We start from the raw sequence: 20,547 nt of genomic DNA on the forward strand, positions 1-20,547 counted from the left end.
GCGCAAGCGGCTGCATTTACCTTCGTTAAAATGGTCACAGGACCTCTCATCTGTTAACCTTTTGGAAAGGAAGACGACTTAATTTTTAGCCCTGAGGACCAAGGATTTTGACGCTTTCAAGCAAAAAGACAAACTGAGTGAGCGTTGAGCAGAAGTTTCGTGAGCACGTCGCGTATGGTGGATAGCCTGGGATAAACCCGGCTGTGGAAGCATAGGAAGAGGTCAGATCAAATGGCTATTCTAGGACTGCTTTTCGGTATGATTGCCGGTCTTGTGACCGGATCCATCGCCATGTTTTCCTTCGGTCTGCCGTTCTGGATCTGCCTCGGCATCTACGCGATCGTCGGCGCGCTCTCTGCACTCAGTGTCACCTGCATCGCCTATGTCCTGCGCAGCGAACCAGGCGCCGATCCAAGTGATCAGGACGGCTGGTCCGCGTCCAAGAAACAACGCACAGCCACCGGGTGAAGATGCCGCCTCTTGAAGATCTGGCATCTGCGTCGGCTTTCGGCGCCCCGTGCCCGTGACATGGGACCTGTGGCGCGGGACCTGTAGCAAAGGCTGAAACACGGGTCAGAACCTCAAGCCGGACCCTCAGGCAGAAACTCAACCCCACATTCAGGCCGAAGTTCAGACCAAAATCGCGGCTGGCACCAGGCCTGCCCCCCTACCCGTCTTCTCGGGTTTCATTCTGCCCGGCGTCGCGTGCCGCGATCCGGTCCAGCAGGTCGAGGACAACCGGGCCAAGCGCGTCAATGTTGGCCGCAACCCCTAACGCGTTGGGATGAATACCGTCGGGCTGCAAATAGGTCCCGAACGCCGCCGGGTCCTGACCTGCGGCCTTTACGATCCCTTCAAAGGCATAAGGGTGCAGCAGCACACCATGAGAGGCAACCAGCGCCGGGTAGATCTGGTCAAATTCCGCTTTGTATTCGGGGCCGAAATTCAATGGCGCCTCCATCCCGATCAGCATCACCTGTGCACCGGCTGCCTGCGCCGCATCTACGATCTGGGTGAGATGACGCCGTGCCGCCGCCGGAGGAAGGCCGCGCAGCACATCGTTGCCGCCCAGCAGGACGATCACCCCGTCGGGCGCTTCTGCCAGCGTCCAGTCGATGCGGGCCGCGCCCCCCGCCGTGGTATCGCCGGAAACGCCGGCATTCAGGATGTCGACATCCCCGCCCTGCGCTTCGAGCCAGGCCTCCAGCTGTGGCACAAACCCCTGATCCTGCGGCAGGCCATAGCCCTGCACCAGACTGTCGCCAAAGGCGGCCAACCTGACCGGTTCCGCCGCAGTCATCGCCCCCGACACCGTAAATACAACCAAAGTAGCTGCAATTTTCTTCAGGAACTTGTGCATAGCTGTGGAACCTCCATATCCAATGAGAGCAAAACAAACAGGTTGCATCCACATGAGCACTGACGCCCGCCCCGTTCTCTCGCTTCAAGATGTGCATTTGTCGCTGAATGGCAATACCGGCCCGATCACCATCCTGCAGAACATCACGCTTGATGTCACCCGCGGCGAGACATTGGCCCTGGTCGGGCCGTCGGGTTCGGGGAAGTCGTCCTTGCTGATGGTGATGGGGGGGCTGGAGCGGGCCAGCGGTGGCGAGGTCGCCGCCATGGGTCAGGATCTGACCCGCCTTGACGAGGACGCGCTGGCGCGGTTCCGCAGGCATCACATGGGCGTGGTGTTCCAGAGCTTTCACCTGATCCCGACCATGACCGCACTGGAGAATGTGGCGACGCCGCTGGAGCTCTCTGGCGCGCGCGACGCGTTTGATCGGGCGCGGGCAGAACTGGAGGCGGTTGGCCTTGGTCATCGCTGCGACCACATGCCGGCGCAGATGTCGGGCGGCGAGCAACAGCGCGTGGCGCTGGCGCGGGCAGTCGTGACGCAGCCGGATATCCTGCTGGCGGATGAACCCACCGGCAACCTCGATCAGGCCAATGGGGCGCAGGTGATGGACCTGCTGTTTGACCTGCGCGACCGCCACAACTCCACCTTGGTGATGGTCACCCATGCGCCAGAGCTGGCCGCGCGCTGTGACCGGGTTGTACGCCTGCGCGATGGGCGCATTCACGGCGACGCGGCGCAAGAGGCGGCAGAATGAGTGCTGGACGCGGCCGCGTCCCCGGTCCGTTCCGTCTGGCCTGGCGGTTTGCATGGCGGGAATTGCGCGGCGGCCTGCGCGGATTTCGCCTGCTTCTCGCCTGCCTCGCATTGGGCGTCGGTGTCATCGCCGCCATCGGGTCAATTCGTGCCTCGATCGAGGCCGGGCTGGCGCGGGAGGGCGCGAGCCTTCTTGGCGGCGATGCGGAGCTGACCTTTACCTATCGGTTCGCCACAGAGGCCGAACGGAGCTGGATGGCCGAGGTTGCATTGGCGCAGTCCGAAGTGGTGGAGTTCCGGTCCATGGCGGTCGTCGGCGAGGAACGCGCACTGACGCAGGTCAAATCCGTCGATGCCGCCTACCCGCTGCGCGGGACAGTGTCTTTGACCTCCGGCCTGCCTCTGGCGGCGGCCCTCGCGGAACAGGACGGCCTGCCCGGCGCGGTGATGGAGCGGGTGCTGGCGGACCGGCTGGGCCTCACTGAGGGCAGCCTCTTTCGGCTTGGCAGCCAGGAGTTCCGGCTAAGCGGCATTTTGGACTGGGAACCCGATGCGGCCGGCTCCGGGTTTTCCATCGGGCCGCGCACCCTGGTGCGCACCGAGGCGCTGGCACAGTCGGGGTTGCTGGCCCCGGGGACGCTCTATTCGACCAAATACCGCCTGAACCTGTCGCCCGACCAAGACCTGACCGCGCTGGAACAACAGGCGAAATCGCTTTTTGCCGAGAGCGGCATGCGCTGGCGCGATGCCCGCAACGGCGCGCCCGGTATCGCGCGTTTTGTCGAACGGCTCGGCGCGTTTCTCGTGCTTGTCGGCCTGTCTGGACTGGCTGTCGGCGGTGTCGGCGTGTCGACCGCAGTGCGGGCCTATCTCGCCACCAAGACCGAAACCATCGCCACCCTGCGCACGCTGGGGGCGGAACGGCGGGTGATCTTTCTCACCTACTTCCTGCAGATCGGGGTGTTGTCCCTGTGCGGGATCGCGCTGGGTCTGCTGCTGGGCGGGCTGGTTCCGGTCTTGCTTGGTCCCGTGATCGCCGCGCAGCTGCCATTTCCGGCAATTTTCTCCGTCTTTCCCGACGCCCTGCTGGAAGCCGCACTTTATGGCGTTTTGACCGCGCTGTTGTTTACGATCTGGCCGCTGGCCCGGGCAGAGCGGATCCGGGCCGCCGCGCTTTATCGCGATGCCGTGGCGGGCGGGGTCACCTGGCCTGCGCCCCGCTATATCATTGCAACCTTGCTGACGCTGGCAATCCTCGTGGGATCCGCCGCCGGGATGAGCGGCGCGCCGCAACTGGCCCTGTGGACGGCTGCCGGTTTGATTGCCGCGCTGCTGGTGCTGTTGATGGCCGGGGCGGCCATCGGCGGGCTGGCAAAGCTGGGCAACCGGCTGGCACGCGGCCGCCCGGCGCTGCGCTGGGGGCTGGCCTCGGTTGCGGCCACCCGCGAAGGCGCGATGCCCACGGTGCTTGCCCTCGGGCTGGGACTGACCGTTCTGGCCGCCATTGGCCAGATCGACGGCAACATGCGCCGTGCCATCGCTGGCAATCTGCCAGATGTGGCGCCCTCCTATTTCTTTGTCGATATCCAGCGCGATCAGATCCCGGCCTTTCTCGACCGGGTCGAAGGCGATCCGGCGGTCAGCAAAGTCGACAGCGCGCCGATGCTGCGCGGGGTCATAACCCGGATCAACGACCGTCCCGCCCGGGAGGTCGCAGGCGATCACTGGGTCATCCGGGGCGATCGCGGCGTGACCTATGCCGCCGCCAAACCGGCCACGACCACGGTCACGGCCGGCGCATGGTGGCCCGAGGATTACGAGGGGGCGCCGCAGATCTCCTTTGCGGCGGAAGAGGCCGAGGAAATGGGCCTGAGCCTGGGCGACAGCATGACCATCAACGTGCTGGGCCGGGACATCACCGGCACCCTTACCAGTTTCCGCGAGGTGGATTTTTCCAACGCTGGCATGGGGTTCATCCTCACCATGAATGAGGCCGCCCTGCGCGGAGCCCCCCACAGCTATATCGCCAGTGTCTATGCCGAAGCCGATGCCGAAGCCGGGATCCTGCGCGATGTGGCCCGGGCGATGCCGAATGTGACCGCGATCCGGGTGCGCGATGCGATCGACCGCGTGTCCGAGATCCTTGGCCAGCTGGCAACCGCAACCGCCTATGGCGCGGCGGCGACGCTTTTTACCGGCTTTCTCGTCTTGCTCGGCACGGCCGCTGCGGCGGAACCCGCGCGCCGCTACGAGGCAGCCCTGCTGAAAACACTCGGCGCCAGTCGCGGTCAAATCCTGCGCAGCTTTGCCCTGCGGTCGGCCATTCTGGGCGCGGCGGCGGGCGGCGTGGCATTGCTGGCTGGCATTCTGGGTGCCTGGTCGGTCAGCCGGTTCGTGTTTGAAACCGACTATGCGGTGATCTGGCCCAATGCGCTTGGCGTGATCGGCGGCGGCATACTGGTGACCCTGCTGGCAGGTCTGGCCTATGCCTGGCGGCCGCTGATCGCGCGTCCGGCGCAGGTATTGCGCGCGCGCGACTAGCCACGCGGCATCGCCTGCGCTTGCCGACAAGGCGCGGGCGCAAGCAACTGGTAGAGATCGAAATTGTCACAGGTCAGGCTATCAAGCGTGACATGATCCAGCGCGACATAGAACGCCTCGCCCGCGCGCATCAAGGCATTGCGCAGACGGCAGGCCGACACCAGCGGGCAGGTGTTGTCCAGGTCGGCAAAACACTCCACCAGGGGCAGCTTGCCCTCAAAGGCGCGAAAGATTTCGCCGATGCAGATCTCGGCGGCCGGACGCGCCAGTTGCAGGCCACCATTGCGGCCGCGTCTGGTGGCCAGAACCCCCACCTGCCCCAGTTGATTGACCACCTGCGCCAGATGATTTTCCGAAATATTGCATCGCGCCGCGACTTCTGACCGTGTCACAAGGCGCCCCTCATGGACGGCACAGTACATCAGCAGGCGGACCGCGATATTGGTTCTCTTGGTGATACGCATCGCAATCTCCCTGCATGGTCGCCCCCGCAGTGTTGCAAATCCCGTCAAAACGCGGTTTGACATATATCAATTGGCGCAGAGAATATCGAAAGGCCTCATGACACCTCATTTTTTCGGCTTCGGCAGCCTCGTGAACACGGCAACACATGTCTACGGCAATACCCGTCCGGCTCGCCTGCAAGGCTGGCGGCGCACCTGGGTGCATACCGGCGACCGATCGCAGGCCTTTCTGAGTGTCACGCCCACCGAGGGACATGCCATCGACGGCCTGATCGCCGCGGTCCCGGATGGGGACTGGGCGGCGTTGGACGAACGCGAAATCGGCTATGTCCGGGTCGATGTCACCGCGCAGGTCGGTCATGACATGCTGCCTGCGCCGCAGATCTCGCTCTATCAGGTGCCGCAGGACAGTCAGGGCACCGACACCGGCCTGCACCCGATCCTGATGAGCTATCTCGATGTTGTCCTGCGCGGCTACACCGAAGTTTTTGGCCAGGAGGGCGCGCAGGCCTTCATGACCAGCACCGATGGCTGGGAAACGCCGATCCTCGACGACCGTGCGGATCCGCTGTATCCCCGTCACCAACCCCTCAGCGACAGCGAGCGCGCATTTCACGATGCGCTGATCGCCGGTATCGGCGCGTCGTTTCTGACGGACAGCGGCTGATGTCGCGCCTGCTGCTGTTCTTGCGCCGCCTGCCACGGCAGCTTTGGTTCAGGGTTGTTGCCCTGTCCTTGTTTTCCCTGCTGGCGCTGGCGATGGCGCCGCTGATGACGCCGTTCCTGTCGGATGATCTGTCGGATCGTTTCGGGCGCGAGGCGGTCCTGCCGGTGCTGACAATCCTGGCCTCTGGCATGCTGGCCGTGACCACCTTTTCCCTGAACGTGATGGTCAGCGCCTACCGCACCGCTTCCAGCACGGCCACCCCGCGCGTCTACCGCCTGCTGCTGGAAGACACGGTCACCCAGAGTGTCCTTGCGACCTTCACCGGCGGCTTTGTCTATGCGTTGAGCGCCATTATCCTGTTTCGGGCAAAGGTTTACACGCCCGAGGCTGCGGTCATCGTATTTGGGCTGACGGTCTTGATGGTGGTGCTGATCGTGATCGCGATCCTGCGCTGGATCGACCACCTGTCGGACCTCGGCAGTATGGATCACACGCTGCGGCTCATCGAAACGCGCAGCCGCGACAGCCTGCAGGCCCGCAAGACCACGCCCTGCCTTGGCGGGCGGTGCCACACCGGCGCCGAGGTGCCCGAAGGCCCCCCCATTCCCGCCGCCCGGAGCGGTTTCGTGCGGGTCATCGACATGGCGGCCATCAATGCCCGGGCGCAGGATGCGGATGTTGATGTCTATCTGACGCGCCTGCCCGGTGAATTCGTCCTGCGCGGGCGGCCACTGGCCATCGCGCCACAAGCGGATGACGACTTCTGCCAAGCCATTTCAGAGCTGGTGGACATTGGCGATGTGCGCAGTTTCGAACAGGACCCGACCTTCGGGCTGACGCTTCTGGCGGAAACCGCGCAGCGGGCGCTGTCGCCCGGTGTCAATGACCCCGGCACCGCAATCGAGGTCATGGGACGGATCGAGCGGTTGCTGTGGGAAACCCTGCCCGAGGACACCGACGCCCGGGATGACGACGCCCGGTTCGCGCGGGTTCACCTGGCGCCGGTGACGGCTGCCGCGCTGCTCAAGGCGAGCTTTCCGCCCATTGCCCGCTGTGCCAAAGAGGCGCCCGAGGTTCTGGCCTGGATGGACAAGGCGCTGACCGCGCTGGAGCACCATCCCAACGCCGAAATGCCCGGCGCGGTACAGGACCTGCGCAAATCCCTGTTGGGCTGACCTGTGCGGCCGCCAGAACAACAAAAACGGGCAACGCCCATCGGCCCTGCCCGTTCGATACCCCACCGGTTCCCTATCCCAGCGATTTCAGATCCGGCAAGCTGTACTCAGCCACGCAGGCCTTGCGACCGGGCCTGTGATTAGCCGCGGGCCCGCACCACTTGCATCAACGACAACAGTGCCGACATGTCCGGGCCACGTTCCATTCCGGTAACCGCCTTGCGCAGCGGCATAAACAGGCCCTTGCCCTTGCGACCGGTTTTTTCCTTCACCTCGGCGGTCCATTTGCCCCAGCTTTCGCTGTCATAGGGGCCTTCGGGCAGCAGCGCCATTGCCTCCGCGATGAAATCCTTGTCTTCATCGGCGATCAGCGGCTCAGCCCCGTCGCGGCAAAGGATCCACCAGCCCTCAAGATCCTTGAGCGTGGTGATGTTTTCCTTTGCTACCGCCCAGAAGGTGTCCTGCTGGTCGGCAGGCACGCCAATGGCATCAAGCTCTGTCGTGACGGCGGCAAGCGGCAAGGTCTGCAGATAGCGCGCCGTGAGCGGATAGAGGTCCTCGGCATCGAATTTGGTCGGGGCGGAGCCGAACCGGGTGATGTCGAACCCCTCGATCAGCTCGGCCATGTCGGTCCGCAGCTCAACCGGGTCCGACGAGCCAAGCCGCGCCATCAACGACAGCAACGCCATCGGTTTCACGCCCGCCTCACGCAGGTCGCGCAGCGCCAGCGTGCCGAGGCGTTTGGACAGCGCCTCGCCCTGCGGACCCGTCAGCAGCGAATGGTGGGCAAACTCCGGATGGCCATGGCCAAGGGCGGCCATGATCTGGATCTGCGTCGCGGTATTGGTCACATGGTCAGAGCCGCGCACCACATGGGTGACCCCCATGTCGGTGTCGTCCACAACGGAGGCAATGGTATAGAGCACCTGCCCATCGCCCCGGATCAGCACCGGATCCGAAACAGAGGCCGCATCAATGGAGATGTCGCCAAGGATGCCATCGGTCCATTCGATGCGTTCCTGATCAAGCTTGAACCGCCACACGCCATTGCCGCGCTCGGCCCGCAGCGCGTCCTTATCCGCGTCGGACAGTGAAAGCGCCGCACGATCATAGACGGGTGGCTTGCCCATGTTGAGCTGTTTCTTGCGCTTGAGGTCGAGTTCGGTCGGGGTCTCGAAAGCCTCGTAAAAGCGGCCGATCTCGCGCAGTTTGTCGGCAGCCTCCGCATAGCGGTCGAACCGTTCCGACTGGCGTTCGACCCGGTCCCAGGTCAGGCCGAGCCATTCGAGGTCCTGCTTGATCGCGTCAACATAGGCCTCTTTGGACCGTTCCGGATCGGTGTCGTCGATGCGCAGGATGAAGGTGCCGCCGGCCTTGCGGGCTATCAGAAAGTTCATCAGCGCGGTGCGCAGGTTGCCAACATGGATATAGCCGGTGGGCGACGGCGCAAAACGGGTGGTGGTCATGACAAATCTCCTGTTGGCGTTGCTGTGTCACAGGCACGCGGAATTGTCCAGTTTCGCACGATGGCCAAACACGATGGCCAAAGGAGAGATGTCATCAGGAACGCGCTCCCTGCCCGGCCTCCCCCGCCGCCGGTTGAGGTCGTTTGAAGACGGTGAACCTCCCACGCATTCGTGATGGGGCTGAAACAGACTTGTGCTTCTGTCGTGCTAGCCTTTGGCTCATCATCACAAACAGGGAGTTTCAGGATGACATTGAACTTGACCCGCCGCGCCGCTCTGGCCGGTGTCGCCGCCGCGCCGCTGACCGCTGGCCTTTCGTCCCCATTGCACGCCGCCGGGTCCGGTGAGGCGCCAAAGCCCCTGCATGCGCGGGCCTTTCAGGTTGGCGATTACACCGTGCACAGTCTGCTCGCCGGCAGCGCCGCCCGCGACGGGGTGCAGGACATTTTTGGCGGTGGCGCGACGGATGACGCTTTTGCCGAGGTCGCTGCCGAAAACTTCATTTCTGACGACAAGGCCCAGTTTTATTTTACGCCGACGCTGGTCGACACCGGCAGCCAGAAGATCTTGTTCGACACCGGGCTGAACGCGGCCGGCATCACCCAGGCGCTGGCCGATGCCGGGGTGACACCGGACGAGATCGACGTGGTTGTGCTGACCCATATGCATGGCGATCACATCGGCGGCATGACCACCGAAGCTGGAGCGGTCACATTCGCCAATGCCAGCTATGTGACGGCAGCGCAGGAATACGACCATTGGGTCGGCCTGCCCGAAGGCAATGGGGGCGCGGACCGGGTGCGGGCCAATGTTGCGCCACAGGCCGAAAAGATGACCTTTATCGAGGATGGCGGCAGCGTTGCCTCTGGCATCACGGGGATGGCGGCCTATGGGCACACGCCCGGCCACATGGTCTATATGATCGAAAACGGAGGCCAGCGGTTGCTGCTGACGGCGGATCTGGCCAACCACTATGTGTTCCCCTTTGCCAATCCGGAGTGGCAGACCAGTTTTGACACCGACAAGGACGCGGCTTCGGCCTCGCGTCGGCGGGTGCTGGAAATGCTGGCAGACAGCCGCACGCCGATGATCGGCTACCACATGCCCTTCCCCGCTGCGGGCTTTGTCGAGACACGCGGCGATGGGTTCCGCTTCGTGCCAGTCAGCTATCAGATGATGGGCTAAACCACCGTGGCCCAAACCACGTGGCCCCGGTCATCGTCCGGGGCCTCCCTGCCGTCAAGGCGACCGCGGGGCGCGCGCCTAGAACCGGCTGAGGCGGAAGGGGCGCGGATCGACGATGGGCGTGTCACCAGTCACCAAATCAGCGGTCAACCGTCCGGCTGCGGGACCGAGCCCGAACCCATGGCCGCTGTAACCGGTGGACAGGAACAGGCCGGGTCGGTCCTGAACTTCAGAGATCACCGGCAGCTCGTCCGGGGTCACGTCAATCAGCCCGCCCCAGCTTTGGGTCACATCGGCCTGTGCCAGCGCCGGGAAGGCATCGCGGGCTGCCACGAGGGCCCGGCGCATGGATTTTTGTGACGGCTGAGGGTCAAGCACCCGCGTCTGCTCAAAGGGCGAGCGATCCTGCGGGCCCCAGGGCCGGGCCTCTGCTGTTTCGATCGCCCAGCGGTCGGAGAGGCGAAAGCCCACAGCCGTCACATCCTGCAAAAAGGCCGGCAAGAAACGATGCCCGATCCGGAAGGTGTCCGGCACGATATCAAAGGTGTTTTCGCCCCCCGCAGCCACGGTAAAGCCCCCATCGGCGCGTTTGCGAATCGCAAACCCTTTGGCCCAGATCGCCGTGTCCGGGACCCCCTCGACCGGCGAGAGGCGCATCACCGAGTTCAGCACCTTGAGTTGCGGCAGGAACAGGCCCTCGTTGCGCAGGAACAGGCGCGACCATGCGCCCCCGGCCAGCACAACGGCGGTGGCGCTGACGCGGCCCTTTTCGGTGATCACCCCGCGAATGCGCCCCGCCTCGACATCAAGCGCCCGCACCGCGCAGCCGGTGATGATCGCCGCCCCCTTGTCGCGCGCGGCCGCGGCAATGGCATGGGTCGCCATCTGCGGCTCTGCGCGGCCATCCTCGGGGGTGTGATAACCGGCCCGCAAGCGGCTCCCGAAACCGGGTGCAACCGCCTCCAGCGCCGCCCCCGTCAACATGTGCCCGCCGAGATCGAAATCGTTCAGATGCGTCGCCCATCGGGCCAGTTCCGCCTCGCGCCGCCGGCTGCGGGCGGTAAAGAGGATGCCGGATTTCACATAGCCAGTGCTATAGCCGGTGCGGGTGTCCAGCGTGTCCCAGATGTCCAACGCATGGGCCATCAATGCCATTTCACGGGGGTCACGCTGAGACATGCGAACCCAGCCCCAGTTGCGCGAGCTTTGTTCGCCCGCGATCTGGCCCTTCTCGCAGAGCAGCACACTGTGCCCCCGCTCTACCAGCTCCAGAGCGGTGGACGCACCAATGATACCGCCCCCGATGACGACGACATCGACCGCAGGTGGCAGCGTACGATCCGCATTGAAGTGAGGCAGCTGAGGAGCAGGCATGGGTTTGTTCTAATCCGCGTGGATTTGACGGGTCTAGCCGTCAATAACGACAGGGAGCCGGTTCCCCCCGCCTGTGCTCTTGTAGCCGCAATCGAGTTCGGGCCGATCCTGTTTTTTGAGGCCGAAAACGAAGGTCAGCTTGGGTCGCGCCAGCGGTTCACAATCGGGTAGCGCCTGTCGAGCCAGAACGCCCGTTTCGTCAACCGTGCCCCGGGTGCGGACTGAAAGCGTTTGTATTCGCTTATGTAAATCAAATGTTCGATCCGCTTGGCAACCGCGCGGTCAAATCCGGCGGCGACACAATCGGCGACCGAGCCGTCCTGATCCACGAGAATATCAAGCAAGGCATCCAGTTCGGGATAGTCCGGGAGGCTGTCACTGTCTTTCTGATCCTCGCGCAATTCGGCAGAGGGGGGCTTGTCAATCACGTTTGGATGAATCACCTCGCCCTCCGGCCCCATCATCCAGTCGCGATGATTGGCGTTGCGCCAGCGGCAGGTTTCAAAAACGCGGGTTTTGTAGAGGTCCTTGATCGGGTTATAGCCGCCGTTCATATCGCCATAGATGGTGGCATAACCAACGGCGACCTCGGATTTGTTGCCCGTTGTCAACAACATCTCGCCGAACTTGTTCGACATCGCCATCAACAGCAGGCCACGCAGGCGGGACTGGATGTTTTCCTCCGTTACGTCGGCGGGGCGATCCGCGAAGAGGGGCGCCAGTGTTTCGGTGACAGCGCTGCGTGCGGGTCCAATGGGCACATAGTCATAATGGACGCCGAGCGCCTTTGCGACGGCTTCTGCATCCGCGAGTGATTCTTGCGAGGTGTATTCCGAGGGCAACATCACGCAGCGGACGTTCTCTGCCCCAAGCGCATCCACCGCGATCGCCGCTACGATGGCAGAATCAACGCCGCCAGACAGACCCAGCAGCACCTTTTTGAACCCGGTTTTCGCCATGTAGTCGCGCAGCGACTGCACCATCACGCGGTAGTCCTGCTCCCAGGCGTCAGGCAGCGGCGCCTTTTCGCCAGCGACAATGCGCCAGCCCTCGGCGCCGCGGACCAGATCGAGCTGCGTCACCGCCTCGTCAAAGACCGGCATCTGCAGCGCCAGCTCGCCGCCGGGATTGAGCGCAAAGCTGCCACCGTCAAAGACCTGATCGTCCTGACCGCCAACCATATTGAGGTAGATCACCGGCAGCCCCGTTTCGACCGTCCGCGCCACCATGTGGTTGACCCGGGTGTCCATCTTGCCGCGGTAATAGGGCGAGCCATTGGGGATCAGCAGGAACTCCGCACCGGTTTCTTCGAGCGTTTCGGAGACATCCTCGTGCCAGCCATCTTCGCAGATCGGGCTGCCGATGCGGGTGTTTCCGACCGAATAGGGACCGCCAAGGGGCCCGGCGTCAAAGATCCGCACCTCGTCAAATACCGTTTCGTTCGGCAGGTGATGCTTCAGCAGTCTGGAGGCGACCTTGCCGTCCTTGAGGATCAGATAGGCATTGTAGAGCTTGCCCTCCTCGACCCAGGGGCTGCCGATGGCGAGCGCGGGCCCCTCCGCCACCGCCTGCGCCAGCGTTTCGATTTCGGCCATCGCGGCGGTGTGAAACGCAGGTTTCATCACCAGGTCCTGGGTGTTGTAGCCGGTGATAAACATCTCGGGCAACGCCACCAGATCGGCTCCGGCGGCGCGCCCCTGTTCCCAGGCGGCGCGCGCCTTGGCAGCATTGCCTGCCAGATCGCCCACGGTCGGGTTCAACTGCGCCAAAGTTACGCGAAATCTGTCGGCCATGGTCCCGGGTCCCCAAAACTGTATCGTCTCAAGCCATTTAACAGATCCGTGCTGAAGGAAAAGACCACCAAGGCAAAACCGTTGCGACATGACGACCCGTCGCATAAGTTCTGGGACAAGCAACCCATTCACAGGCAGCTCTCGCATATTCTGAGGCAACTGAGGTTACCATGACCCGCACCGGCTCCACTCTTGTACTTTCCGCTCTGCTGGCCCTCGCGGCGGCAGGCGTGTTGTCGCCCCTTCCGGCCCAGGAGGCGCAGGTCCTGACGACCCAGGACGAGATCGGCGGGGTGTACGACGGCGAGTTCAAGGGCGGATTGCAACACGGTCAAGGCACCTACAAGCTCCCCAATGGGTATGAATACACGGGCACCTGGGTCGAAGGCGAAATCCTGGGTCAGGGGATGGCCCGTTTTCCCAATGGATCGGTCTACGAAGGCGAATTTGCCAAGGGCAAGCCCGAAGGCATCGGCAAGATCACCTTTGCCGACGGCGGCACATATGAGGGCGAATGGCAAAACGGCATCATCAATGGCCACGGCATCGCGATCTATGCCAATGGGGTTCGCTACGAGGGCGACTTTGTCGATGCCAAGCACCAAGGCCGTGGCGTGATGCAAAACCCCGGTGGCTATGAATACGAGGGCGATTGGGTCGAAGGCCGCAAGGAAGGCCTGGGCAAGATCACCTATCCCAACGGCGCCACCTATCAGGGCGGTGTGGTGGACGGCAAACTAGAAGGCCTGGGCACATTGGTGATGCCGGATGGTCTGAAATACGAAGGCGAATGGGCCGCCGACCAGATGAACGGCATGGGCACCCTGACCCAGCCCAATGGCGACGTCTACGAAGGCCCGCTGGTCAACGGCCGCCGCCACGGCGAAGGCAAGCTGACCTATGCCAATGGCGACGTCTATGAAGGCATGTTCGAAGAGGATCTGCGCCAGGGTCAGGGCACCTTCACCGGCACCGATGGCTACATCTACAGCGGCCAGTGGCAAGCCGGCCAGATCGAAGGTCAGGGCAAGGTCACCTACCCCGACGGTTCGGTCTACGAAGGCGCGTTTCGCGATGATCTTGCGGATGGCACCGGCAAGATCACCTACCCCGATGGCTCCACCTATGACGGCGAATGGATCGCCGGCGTGATCGAGGGCGAAGGCGTCGCCACCTATCCAAATGGCATCACCTACGAGGGCACGTTCCGCAATGCCAAGAACGATGGCGAAGGCGTGATGACCTACCCCGATGGTTATCGCTATGAGGGCGGTTGGAAAGACGGTGTGCGCCATGGCACAGCCAAGGTGACCTATGCGGACGGTTCGATCTACGAGGGTCAGTTCGAGATGGGTCAACGCCATGGCCGCGGCAAGATCACCATGCCGGACGGGTTCAGCTATGAAGGCGACTGGGCCGAGGGAAAGATCAGCGGTCAGGGGGTCGCCACCTACGCCAATGGCGATGTCTACGAAGGCAGCTTTGTGAATTCCAAGCGGCAGGGTCCGGGCACCATGCGCTACGCCTCTGGCCAGCAGGCCGAGGGGACCTGGGACAACGGCGCGCTGACCAGCAATGACGAGGCCACGCCGAGCGCGACTGACGACACCTCTGGTGACACATCAGACGACACGCCGGCCGAGAGCGAATAAGGTACCGACCGCCAGTGCCGACCCTGGTCTATGTCGTTCGCGGCGATGCTCCCCGCGCCCAGCAGGAGCTGTCCTACAGCGTTTTGTCCGCGCTCAAGCATGGGCTTGGCGATGTCGAAATCCTGCTGATCTGCGACACGGCCAACCAACGGCCGGATTTGCCGGTGAACCATCACATTCTGCCCCCCGACGTCCTGGCGGACTGGACGGGGCGGGCTGCCCCGTCAGCGACGGCCGGGCCTCCGCCTGATGCGGTAGGGCTGGCTGACGCGGCAGGGCTGGCGCTTGATCTGACGCAGGGACCGATTTGCCTGATGGCAACCGCCACTGCGTTTCGCGCCCCGCCCCAACGGCTGTTTGATCAGTTCAGGCCTGGTGTGGTTTTGGTACAGGACCAAGATGGCTGGCTGGCCGGGCGACCAGATTGCGCCACGGTGATCGCCGCCACCAGAGAGAGCAGCGACGAAGCAGCCGTCCACCCCGGTGCCGCGCTCTATGACTTGGGTGTTCTGGGCATTTATCCACAGGATGCTTCATGTCTTAAGTCGTCAAATTTACTCGGGTCACGGCTGATTTTCCTGCCTGAAATATCAAATATAGAACAACTATCGCTTTCCCTTGCCCTGGGCGACCCTGACAGGGAGGTTCGGTTCGCACGCGACCTGCTGGAGCACTACAACGGGCCAATGCGCCATGTTTATCATGGTCGCTTTGACGTGATGTTTCCGGCCAGGGCGCCGGTCAACCTACAGATGGCGGGCCAGCTGCCTACCATAACAGAGCCGCCCAAACCTCTGTTCTTGCGATGGAAAGCCAAGCTGGTCGCGATCTGGCGGCGGATGGGCCCCGGCACGCAGGCGGGCTATCTTGCCTATCTGTGCGCATTTGCAGCCCCGACGGCCGAGGGACGCGACGTCTGGGCCAATATCGCGCTGGACCATCTGCACCGATCACAGCGCCCCCGCATGAAACTGCGGCAAGAGTTTTCCAAACTGGCCCCCGGCGCATTTGAGACCGCAGGAGTGAAACCCGCCACCGCCGCGCGCTGGCTCCGTTTCTGGATGAGTTCCGAAGCCTAAGCACTTTTGGTGGCGGAAAATTCCTGTTCGTCGGCTGCGGCCATCCGCTTCAAATCCTCTGGTACCGTGTCGCGGACGCCGCTATGGCGCGACCGGAACCGTTCCCTCGCGGCGCTTTTCACCGAAGCGATCTGTCAGATCCACGTCGATTTCTCAGGTGCTGCACCGCAGAACATTTTGACCCTTTTCATTCGATCCATGGCCTGTATAAATCCACGCATGACCATGTATGCCGATATCCAGATTGCCGACGCTGCCACCCGCAGCGCGCTTTCGCGTGGTCTACTGCTCCTAATCCGCCTCTGAGCGTGCCATCCGGCGCGCCCGCTCAGAGGATGTGCACGCGCGCCACGGATTGACCCTTCCCCCGAAATGACCAAATGATCCGCGGGGATCAGAGCAAGAGAGATTTTTCACATGACCAGCCTTCCTGACCAAGATCGCGTCCTGATCTTTGACACCACTTTGCGCGATGGCGAACAAAGCCCCGGCGCCACCATGACCCATGACGAAAAGCTCGAAATCGCCGAGCTGCTGGACGACATGGGTGTCGACATTATCGAAGCCGGTTTTCCAATTGCGTCCGAAGGCGATTTTCGGGCGGTCAAGGAAATCGCGGACCGGTCAAAGAACGCGATGATCTGTGGCCTTGCGCGGGCCAACCTCAAGGATATCGACCGGTGCGCCGAAGCGGTGCGCAGTGCTGCAAAACCACGCATCCATACCTTTATCGGCACCTCGCCCCTGCACCGCGCCATCCCGAACCTCACCATGGATGAGATGGCAGACCGCATCCACGAGACGGTGACCCATGCCCGCAACCTGGTCGACAACGTGCAATGGTCGCCGATGGATGCGACCCGCACCGAATGGGACTACCTCTGCCGTGTGATCGAGATCGCGATCAAGGCTGGCGCCACCACCATCAATATCCCCGACACCGTCGGCTACACCGCCCCGCGCGAAAGCGCCGACCTGATCCGTCGCCTGATCGAAACCGTGCCTGGCGCGGATGACGTTGTCTTTGCAACCCATTGCCACAACGACCTTGGCATGGCGACGGCGAACTCGCTGGCCGCAATCGAGGCCGGTGCCCGTCAGATCGAATGCACCATCAACGGCCTGGGCGAGCGCGCCGGCAATACCGCGCTTGAAGAGGTGGTCATGGCGATGAAGGTCCGCAACGACATCATGCCCTATGCAACCGGCATCGACACCCGCAAGATCATGCATATCTCGCGCCGGGTCGCTGCTGTTTCCGGCTTCAACGTGCAGTTCAACAAGGCCATCGTCGGCAAGAACGCCTTTGCCCACGAGAGCGGCATCCACCAGGATGGCATGCTCAAAAACAAGGAAACCTTTGAAATCATGCGGCCAGAGGATGTCGGCCTTTCAGGCACCTCCCTGCCGTTGGGCAAACACTCCGGCCGGGCGGCGCTGCGCGACAAGCTCAACAACCTCGGGTACGAAATTGGCGACAACCAGTTGAAAGACCTTTTTGTCCGCTTCAAGGAACTGGCGGACCGCAAGAAAGAGGTCTTTGACGACGATATCGTGGCGCTGATGCGGACCGGTGGCGACAAGGACGACCACCTGCAACTGGTGTCGATGAAAGTGGTCTGCGGCACCGGCGGCCCGGCTGAGGCCACCGTTGAGATGGAAGTCGAGGGCAAGGACGTGACCGAAGTGGCCGAAGGCGATGGTCCGGTGGACGCGACCTTCAAGGCGATCCGCAAGATCCATCCGAACGCCGCGCATCTGCAGCTTTATCAGGTGCATGCCGTGACCGAAGGCACCGACGCGCAGGCCACGGTGTCCGTCCGGCTGGAAGAAGACGGCATCATTGCGACCGGCGACAGTGCCAATACTGACACGGTTGTCGCCTCGGCCATGGCCTATATCGGGGCGCTGAACCGGCTGATCGTACGACGCAGCAAGATGGGCGAAGATGCCGACACGCGCGAGATTTCCTACAAGGATGTCACCTAGATCCGCGATCTATTCTGCCACCAGAACCGCAATTTGGCCCCCTTGCGGGGGCCTTTGCACATCCCCTGCCCGGCAGGCACATCGCAGCACAGAACGACCGGCAGCTCAGCCCAGTGCGGCAAATTTACGGTCGAGAAACGCCGCTTCGTCCGCGAGACCAAAAGGCGCGTTGACGACAAACAGGCCCGAGCCGATCATCCGATGCCCGTCGCGCGCCGGTGGGAAGGTCACCTCGTGCCGCAGGGCACCTGGAAAAGTCTGCGCCTCAAGCGCGCGCAGCATCTGCCGGTGGGCGCCATCCTTCAGGATCGGATACCACAACGCGATCACCCCGACGTTCCATTTCCGGTGCAACTTCGTGATGATGCCGGGAAGGCGCGCGTAGTCGGATTTGATTTCGTAACTCGGGTCGATCAGCAACAGGCCCCGGCGTGGCTCTGGCGGGGCCAGCGACTGTGCCATTTCAAACCCGTCCTGTACGTGTACCTTCGCCCCGGTTCCGCGCATGGCCGTCCGCAAGGCCTGGGCCTCTTGCGGGTGCAGTTCCGCCAGGTGGACCGAATCCATCGGGCGCAACAGGTCTACGGCGATCCGCGGCGATCCGGGATAGCTCGACGGCCCTTGGTCCTTTTGCACCGCGCTGAGCACCCGAGTATAAGGATGATCCGGCGCAAACCATCCCCGCGCGATGTCGATCCCGCTTGCCGCCTCTCCCGTTTTCCTGGCTTCGGCGGAAGACAGATCATAAAGCGCCCGGCCCGCGTGGGTTTCGATATAGCTGATCGGTTTATCCTTGCGGGTCAGGTAGTCCAGCATCCACGCCAGGAGCGCATGTTTTTGAACGTCGGCCAGGTTTCCCGCGTGATAGATATGTTGGTAGGACAGCATAAAGCTCCCTTACCGGCAAATGAGGCCCGGTGGAAGAGCGGCTTTTAAACGATTTCTAAATCCCGAGCGGTCACCTTGGGGGTCACTTTCCGCCCGCAGAAGCAGGTTGCGATGACCCTCAGAACGAGCCTTTTTTCCGGCGCGACTGTCGCGCTTTCACTGATGTCCCCCGCCTGGTCCAATTCGGGTGGGTATTCTCTGGTTGGAGATGGCAGTTTCTTCATGCGCACGTCTGCCCCAGCGGCGCCCTCTATGGATCTCGAAGACGAGGAAGAGGGGCGCGGGGCGATCTCTTTGAACCCGCGCGCCGCCAGTCTGTTTCGCGGCCGCAGCAGCGGCAGCCTATTTGCCAGCCCACCCATGGTGTCAATCGACGTGGCCGAGATCATGAATGTGATCGCCAAGGCCGAGGCAGGCAAAGCCGACTACAATGCGGTTCAACACGGGGCCAAGATCAAACCGCCCACCGCGCCAACCCAAATGACGCTGCAGCAGATCTATGCATGGATCAAGGACACGCCCGGCCAGCCCCATGCCATCGGCCGCTACCAGTTCATCCCGGCCACGTTGAAACGCCTCGCCAGCCACCAGGAGGTGCCGCTCAACCGCCGCTTCACCCCGGCGCTTCAGGATCAACTTGCACATCAGCTGATCGAAGAGGCGGGCCTGTCGGCCTTCAAGGCGGGCGAGATGACGCAAGTCACCTTCATGAACAATCTGGCAAAGATCTGGGCGGGGCTGCCCACATCGAGCGGAAAGTCGCATTATCACAATTACGCCGGCAACAAGGCCACCGTCACTTGGGCTAATTTCAAGGCACAAATGGATCAGATCTTCTCCGGATAGCCTTGCAGCAAGGGCAAATTGCCGGTTTCATGTGCGAATGCGCACCGGGTCGGCGATTCTCGGGGCGAGCCATCGGATTCGGGGGAAACCGCAAGCGAAAAGACGCTCTGACACCCGAATACGCCCTTTTACGGCAGCCGCGCGCTGCTTATAAGAACTGAAGCTGCGACCCGGCGAGAGAGTCGCGGTTGGAAATCAGCAGTACTCACAGGATCCCTCTTACATGGCCTTCTTTGGAAATCTCGGCGGTCTGTTCACATCGGACATGGCCATTGACCTCGGCACTGCGAACACGCTGGTATACGTCAAGGGCCGGGGGATCATTCTATCAGAGCCGTCCGTCGTGGCCTACCACGTCAAGGACGGGGTGAAAAAAGTTCTCGCCGTCGGTGAAGATGCAAAACTGATGCTGGGCCGGACGCCTGGCTCGATCGAAGCGATCCGTCCCATGCGGGAAGGTGTGATTGCCGACTTTGATACCGCCGAAGAAATGATCAAGCATTTCATTCGCAAGGTTCACAAGCGGTCCACCTTTTCCAAACCCAAGGTCATCGTCTGTGTTCCACATGGCGCGACCCCGGTAGAAAAACGCGCGATCCGCTCGTCTGTTCTGGCAGCAGGCGCCCGTCGTGCCGGGCTCATTGCCGAACCGATTGCGGCGGCGATTGGTGCGGGCATGCCGATCACGGATCCGACCGGCAACATGGTTGTTGATATCGGCGGTGGCACCACCGAGGTGGCCGTGCTTTCGCTGGGCGACATCGTCTATGCGCGTTCCGTGCGCGTCGGCGGCGACCGTATGGACGAGGCGATCATCTCCTACCTGCGTCGCCAGCAGAACCTGCTGATCGGTGAGGCCACGGCCGAGCGTATCAAGACCTCTATCGGCACCGCCCGCATGCCTGACGATGGCCGCGGCCAATCCATGCAGATCCGCGGTCGCGATCTGCTGAACGGCGTCCCGAAAGAGATCGAGATTTCTCAGGCGCAGGTTGCCGAAGCTCTGGCAGAACCGGTGCAACAGATCTGCGAAGCAGTGATGACCGCGCTGGAAACCACGCCGCCGGATCTGGCGGCGGATATCGTGGATCGGGGCGTGATGCTGACCGGCGGCGGCGCCTTGTTGGGCGATCTTGACCTGGCGCTGCGCGAACAGACCGGACTGGCGGTTTCCATCGCGGATGAAAGCCTCAACTGCGTCGCGCTTGGCACCGGCAAGGCGCTGGAATACGAAAAACAGCTGCGCCACGCGATCGACTACGAAAGCTGATCCCAGCTGCCCGAGCGGGCATCCTCTGGTTGACCCCCGACG

At 62.7% G+C, this 20,547-nt stretch carries 18 protein-coding genes; 12 read left to right on the forward strand and 6 right to left on the reverse strand.

What is annotated here, in order from left to right; all coding sequences use genetic code 11:
* The first annotated feature begins 231 nt into the window (after positions 1 to 231).
* Positions 232 to 468 (forward strand): hypothetical protein, encoded by a 237-nt coding sequence (locus tag TRIHO_RS22395; protein WP_068248963.1) that lies wholly within the window; start codon positions 232 to 234, stop codon positions 466 to 468.
* Between the two features lie 199 nt (positions 469 to 667).
* Here TRIHO_RS22395 and TRIHO_RS22400 read toward each other — a convergent pair whose 3' ends face one another.
* On the reverse strand, positions 668 to 1,360 hold the full coding sequence (locus TRIHO_RS22400) for an arylesterase (RefSeq protein ID WP_207498771.1): 693 nt from the start codon (positions 1,358 to 1,360) through the stop codon (positions 668 to 670).
* Between the two features lie 52 nt (positions 1,361 to 1,412).
* Between TRIHO_RS22400 and TRIHO_RS22405 the strand changes: the two genes are divergently transcribed.
* Both TRIHO_RS22405 and TRIHO_RS22410 read left to right on the forward strand, forming a co-directional pair.
* A complete protein-coding gene (locus tag TRIHO_RS22405; protein ID WP_068248965.1) occupies positions 1,413 to 2,117 on the forward strand; it encodes an ABC transporter ATP-binding protein in 705 nt (234 codons plus the stop codon).
* The gene (locus TRIHO_RS22410; protein WP_068248967.1) at positions 2,114 to 4,657 is read left to right on the forward strand and encodes an ABC transporter permease; all 2,544 of its coding nucleotides are present in this window, start codon (positions 2,114 to 2,116) and stop codon (positions 4,655 to 4,657) included. The genes TRIHO_RS22405 and TRIHO_RS22410 overlap by 4 nt, the downstream gene beginning before the upstream one ends.
* On the opposite strand, the gene TRIHO_RS22415 is transcribed toward TRIHO_RS22410, so the two are convergent.
* Entirely contained in the window at positions 4,654 to 5,121 is a 468-nt protein-coding gene (locus TRIHO_RS22415) for an RrF2 family transcriptional regulator (protein ID WP_068248968.1), read from the reverse strand. The two genes, TRIHO_RS22410 and TRIHO_RS22415, sit on opposite strands and share 4 nt — an antisense overlap.
* Positions 5,122 to 5,218: 97 nt before the next feature.
* Between TRIHO_RS22415 and TRIHO_RS22420 the strand changes: the two genes are divergently transcribed.
* Together TRIHO_RS22420 and TRIHO_RS22425 are read left to right on the forward strand one after the other, a co-directional pair.
* Positions 5,219 to 5,788 (forward strand): gamma-glutamylcyclotransferase family protein, encoded by a 570-nt coding sequence (locus tag TRIHO_RS22420; RefSeq protein ID WP_068248969.1) that lies wholly within the window; start codon positions 5,219 to 5,221, stop codon positions 5,786 to 5,788.
* Complete coding sequence (locus TRIHO_RS22425; RefSeq protein ID WP_068248970.1) at positions 5,785 to 6,963, forward strand: DUF2254 domain-containing protein; 1,179 nt, start codon at positions 5,785 to 5,787, stop codon at positions 6,961 to 6,963. The genes TRIHO_RS22420 and TRIHO_RS22425 overlap by 4 nt, the downstream gene beginning before the upstream one ends.
* Positions 6,964 to 7,103: 140 nt before the next feature.
* On the opposite strand, the gene gltX is transcribed toward TRIHO_RS22425, so the two are convergent.
* Positions 7,104 to 8,429, reverse strand: coding sequence for a glutamate--tRNA ligase (gene gltX / locus TRIHO_RS22430; protein ID WP_068248971.1), 1,326 nt, complete (start codon positions 8,427 to 8,429; stop codon positions 7,104 to 7,106).
* 246 nt (positions 8,430 to 8,675) lie between these two features.
* On the opposite strand from gltX, the gene TRIHO_RS22435 reads away from it, so the two are divergent.
* Positions 8,676 to 9,614 carry an MBL fold metallo-hydrolase gene (locus TRIHO_RS22435; RefSeq protein WP_068248972.1) on the forward strand — a complete coding sequence of 313 codons (939 nt, stop codon included), beginning with the start codon at positions 8,676 to 8,678 and terminating at the stop codon, positions 9,612 to 9,614.
* Between the two features lie 78 nt (positions 9,615 to 9,692).
* Here the strand turns inward: TRIHO_RS22435 and TRIHO_RS22440 are convergent, their stop codons facing one another.
* Entirely contained in the window at positions 9,693 to 10,988 is a 1,296-nt protein-coding gene (locus TRIHO_RS22440; RefSeq protein WP_068248973.1) for an NAD(P)/FAD-dependent oxidoreductase, read from the reverse strand.
* A gap of 134 nt (positions 10,989 to 11,122) precedes the next feature.
* Positions 11,123 to 12,781, reverse strand: coding sequence for an NAD+ synthase (locus TRIHO_RS22445; RefSeq protein ID WP_068248975.1), 1,659 nt, complete (start codon positions 12,779 to 12,781; stop codon positions 11,123 to 11,125).
* 170 nt (positions 12,782 to 12,951) lie between these two features.
* Here TRIHO_RS22445 and TRIHO_RS22450 point away from each other — a divergent pair, with 170 nt between their 5' ends.
* The 4 genes from TRIHO_RS22450 (at position 12,952) to TRIHO_RS22465 (ending at position 17,501) form a co-directional block, all read left to right on the forward strand.
* Positions 12,952 to 14,433 (forward strand): MORN repeat-containing protein, encoded by a 1,482-nt coding sequence (locus TRIHO_RS22450; RefSeq protein WP_068248976.1) that lies wholly within the window; start codon positions 12,952 to 12,954, stop codon positions 14,431 to 14,433.
* Positions 14,434 to 14,447: 14 nt separating this feature from the next.
* Positions 14,448 to 15,512: a hypothetical protein gene (locus tag TRIHO_RS22455; RefSeq protein WP_068248978.1), complete on the forward strand. Its 1,065-nt coding sequence runs from the start codon at positions 14,448 to 14,450 to the stop codon at positions 15,510 to 15,512.
* A 9-nt stretch (positions 15,513 to 15,521) separates the two neighbouring features.
* Positions 15,522 to 15,818 (forward strand): hypothetical protein, encoded by a 297-nt coding sequence (locus tag TRIHO_RS22460; protein ID WP_131811246.1) that lies wholly within the window; start codon positions 15,522 to 15,524, stop codon positions 15,816 to 15,818.
* 111 nt (positions 15,819 to 15,929) lie between these two features.
* On the forward strand, positions 15,930 to 17,501 hold the full coding sequence (locus TRIHO_RS22465; RefSeq protein WP_068248980.1) for a 2-isopropylmalate synthase: 1,572 nt from the start codon (positions 15,930 to 15,932) through the stop codon (positions 17,499 to 17,501).
* A 105-nt stretch (positions 17,502 to 17,606) separates the two neighbouring features.
* On the opposite strand, the gene TRIHO_RS22470 is transcribed toward TRIHO_RS22465, so the two are convergent.
* Positions 17,607 to 18,389, reverse strand: a complete 783-nt coding sequence (locus TRIHO_RS22470; protein WP_068248982.1) for a 23S rRNA (adenine(2030)-N(6))-methyltransferase RlmJ — start codon at positions 18,387 to 18,389, stop codon at positions 17,607 to 17,609.
* A 111-nt stretch (positions 18,390 to 18,500) separates the two neighbouring features.
* Between TRIHO_RS22470 and TRIHO_RS22475 the strand changes: the two genes are divergently transcribed.
* Both TRIHO_RS22475 and TRIHO_RS22480 read left to right on the forward strand, forming a co-directional pair.
* On the forward strand, positions 18,501 to 19,235 hold the full coding sequence (locus TRIHO_RS22475) for a lysozyme family protein (RefSeq protein WP_068248983.1): 735 nt from the start codon (positions 18,501 to 18,503) through the stop codon (positions 19,233 to 19,235).
* A gap of 223 nt (positions 19,236 to 19,458) precedes the next feature.
* Complete coding sequence (locus TRIHO_RS22480) at positions 19,459 to 20,505, forward strand: rod shape-determining protein (RefSeq protein WP_068248984.1); 1,047 nt, start codon at positions 19,459 to 19,461, stop codon at positions 20,503 to 20,505.
* Positions 20,506 to 20,547: the final 42 nt, after the last annotated feature.

Source organism: Tritonibacter horizontis, assembly GCF_001518015.1.
GTDB lineage: Bacteria > Pseudomonadota > Alphaproteobacteria > Rhodobacterales > Rhodobacteraceae > Epibacterium > Epibacterium horizontis.